Genomic DNA, 3,254 nt, shown 5'->3' with positions numbered 1-3,254 from the left:
CCGGTGAAGTTATTTAACAATTCGGGAAAACATCTAGGCGAGAGTAAATGTAGTTTAGTTCTCTCAAATGTCATGTCGCATGAGCAACTGCGCATATAACTTCAGACTTTTTGGGGTTATATGGTCAAGCGGTTAAGCGCACACGGTGGATGCCTAGGCGGTAGGAGGCGAAGAAGGACGTGGTAGTCTGCGATAAGCCTCGGGGAGCTGACAAACAAGCGTTGATCCGGGGATTTCCGAATGGGGAAACCCACCTCTTTTTAGAGGTATCTGTATCTGAATACATAGGATGCAGAGGCGATACTCGGGGAACTGAAACATCTAAGTACCCGAAGGAAAAGAAATCAACCGAGATTCCGTCAGTAGTGGCGAGCGAAAGCGGAACAGCCCAAAAGTTGACTCGATTTTAGTGGAACGGTCTGGAAAGTCCGGCGATACAGGGTGATAGCCCCGTACACGAAAAGATCTTGTCAATGAAAAGTGAGTAGGGCGGGACACGTGAAATCCTGTCTGAACATGGGGGGACCATCCTCCAAGGCTAAATACTCCCTACCGACCGATAGTGAACCAGTACCGTGAGGGAAAGGCGAAAAGAACCCCGGAGAGGGGAGTGAAATAGAACCTGAAACCGTGTGCGTACAAGCAGTGGGAGCCCTTTATGGGTGACTGCGTACCTTTTGTATAATGGGTCAGCGACTTAACGTAAGTGGCAAGGTTAACCGCATAGGGGAGCCGTAGGGAAACCGAGTCTTAATAGGGCGCCATAGTCGCTTGCGTTAGACCCGAAACCGGGCGATCTATCCATGGCCAGGATGAAGGTGGGGTAATTCCTACTGGAGGTCCGAACCCACTAATGTTGAAAAATTAGGGGATGAGCTGTGGATAGGAGTGAAAGGCTAATCAAGCCCGGAGATAGCTGGTTCTCCTCGAAAGCTATTTAGGTAGCGCCTCATGTCTCACTCCTGGGGGTAGAGCACTGTTATGGCTAGGGGGTCATCCCGACTTACCAAACCATTGCAAACTCCGAATACCAGGAAGTGCAATCATGGGAGACACACGGCGGGAGCTAACTTCCGTCGTGGAGAGGGAAACAACCCAGACCGCCAGCTAAGGTCCCCAAATCATGGCTCAGTGGGAAACGATGTGGGAAGGCAGAAACAGCCAGGAGGTTGGCTTAGAAGCAGCCACCCTTTAAAGAAAGCGTAATAGCTCACTGGTCGAGTCGGCCCGCGCGGAAGATTCAACGGGGCTTAAGCCATGTACCGAAGCTGCGGACGCCACGTAAGTGGCGTGGTAGAGGAGCGTTCCGTAGGCCTGCGAAGGTGTGCTGTAAGGCATGCTGGAGGTATCGGAAGTGCGAATGCTGACATGAGTAACGATAAGATGGGTGAAAACCCCATCCGCCGAAAGCCCAAGGTTTCCTGCGCAACGTCAATCGGCGCAGGGTTAGTCGGCCCCTAAGGCGAGGCAGAAATGCGTAGTCGATGGGAAACAGGTTAATATTCCTGTACCGCACCATGTTGCGATGGGGGGACGGAGAAAGCTAGATCAGCCGGCAGTTGGTGTCCGGTTTAAGCGTGTAGGGAGTGCTTCCAGGCAAATCCGGAGGCACAATCCTGAGGCGTGATGACGAGCTCCCACGCGGAGCGAAGTGATCGATGCTCAGCTTCCAAGAAAAGCCTCTAAGCTTCAGACACGGTGTGACCGTACCCGAAACCGACACAGGTGGGCAGGGTGAGAATCCCAAGGCGCTTGAGAGAACCCAGGTGAAGGAACTAGGCAAAATGGTACCGTAACTTCGGGAGAAGGTACGCCTCTGGCGGTGAAGGGCCTCGCGCCCGTAGCTGCCGGGGGCCGCAGAGACCAGGCCGCTGCGACTGTTTATTAAAAACACAGCACTCTGCAAACACGAAAGTGGACGTATAGGGTGTGACGCCTGCCCGGTGCCGGAAGGTTAATTGATGGGGTCAGCCGCAAGGCGAAGCTCTTGATCGAAGCCCCGGTAAACGGCGGCCGTAACTATAACGGTCCTAAGGTAGCGAAATTCCTTGTCGGGTAAGTTCCGACCTGCACGAATGGCGTAACGATGGCGGCACTGTCTCCACCTGGGACTCAGTGAAATTGAAATCGCTGTGAAGATGCAGTGTACCCGCGGCTAGACGGAAAGACCCCGTGAACCTTTACTACAGCTTCACACTGAACTTTGAACCTGCTTGTGTAGGATAGGTGGGAGGCATTGAAACCGGAACGCCAGTTTCGGCGGAGCCAACCTTGAAATACCACCCTGGCATGTTTGGAGTTCTAACCTCGTCCTGTCATCCAGGACAGGGACCGTGTGTGGTGGGTAGTTTGACTGGGGCGGTCTCCTCCCAAAGAGTAACGGAGGAGCGCGAAGGTACCCTCAGCGCGGTCGGAAATCGCGCACTGAGTGCAAAGGCACAAGGGTGCTTGACTGCGAGACAGACACGTCGAGCAGGTGCGAAAGCAGGTCTTAGTGATCCGGTGGTTCTGAATGGAAGGGCCATCGCTCAACGGATAAAAGGTACTCCGGGGATAACAGGCTGATACCGCCCAAGAGTCCATATCGACGGCGGTGTTTGGCACCTCGATGTCGGCTCATCACATCCTGGGGCTGAAGCAGGTCCCAAGGGTATGGCTGTTCGCCATTTAAAGTGGTACGCGAGCTGGGTTTAGAACGTCGTGAGACAGTTCGGTCCCTATCTGCCGTGGGCGTCGGAGATTTGAGAGGGTCTGCTCCTAGTACGAGAGGACCGGAGTGGACGTACCTCTGGTGTTCCGGTTGTCACGCCAGTGGCATTGCCGGGTAGCTACGTACGGACGGGATAACCGCTGAAAGCATCTAAGCGGGAAGCCTTCCTCAAGATGAGATCTCCCTGGGCACTTGATGCCCCTCAAGGGTCGTCGAAGACTACGACGTTGATAGGCGGGGTGTGGAAGCGCAGTAATGTGTGAAGCTAACCCGTACTAATTGCCCGTGAGGCTTGACCATATAACACCCAAGCAGTTTGAGGTGTGTAAGTTGCAACGACATGACATGCCTGATGTTTTCCCGATTTTGCCGATGTTGAAATATTCAGCATCAGCGTCAGTTTTGCCTGGCGGCCATGGCGAACCGGAACCACCCGATCCCATCTCGAACTCGGAAGTGAAACGGTTCAGCGCCGATGATAGTGTGGGGCCTCCCCATGTGAAAGTAGGTCACTGCCAGGCACTTATTCCAAACCCCGATTGGT

2 rRNA genes are annotated in these 3,254 nt (G+C 53.9%); both read left to right on the top strand.

The annotated features are described in order from the left end of the window. Positions 1-122 precede the first annotated feature (122 nt). Positions 123-3,010: ribosomal RNA gene (locus tag BMX62_RS12355) — 23S ribosomal RNA — on the top strand. A gap of 105 nt (positions 3,011-3,115) precedes the next feature. Then, positions 3,116-3,231, top strand: a 5S ribosomal RNA gene (rrf, locus tag BMX62_RS12350). Positions 3,232-3,254: the final 23 nt, after the last annotated feature.

It is taken from the genome of Ectothiorhodospira magna (assembly GCF_900110965.1).
In the GTDB taxonomy this organism is placed as follows: Bacteria; Pseudomonadota; Gammaproteobacteria; order Ectothiorhodospirales; family Ectothiorhodospiraceae; genus Ectothiorhodospira; species Ectothiorhodospira magna.
This window is presented reverse-complemented; position numbering and strand designations above follow the sequence as displayed.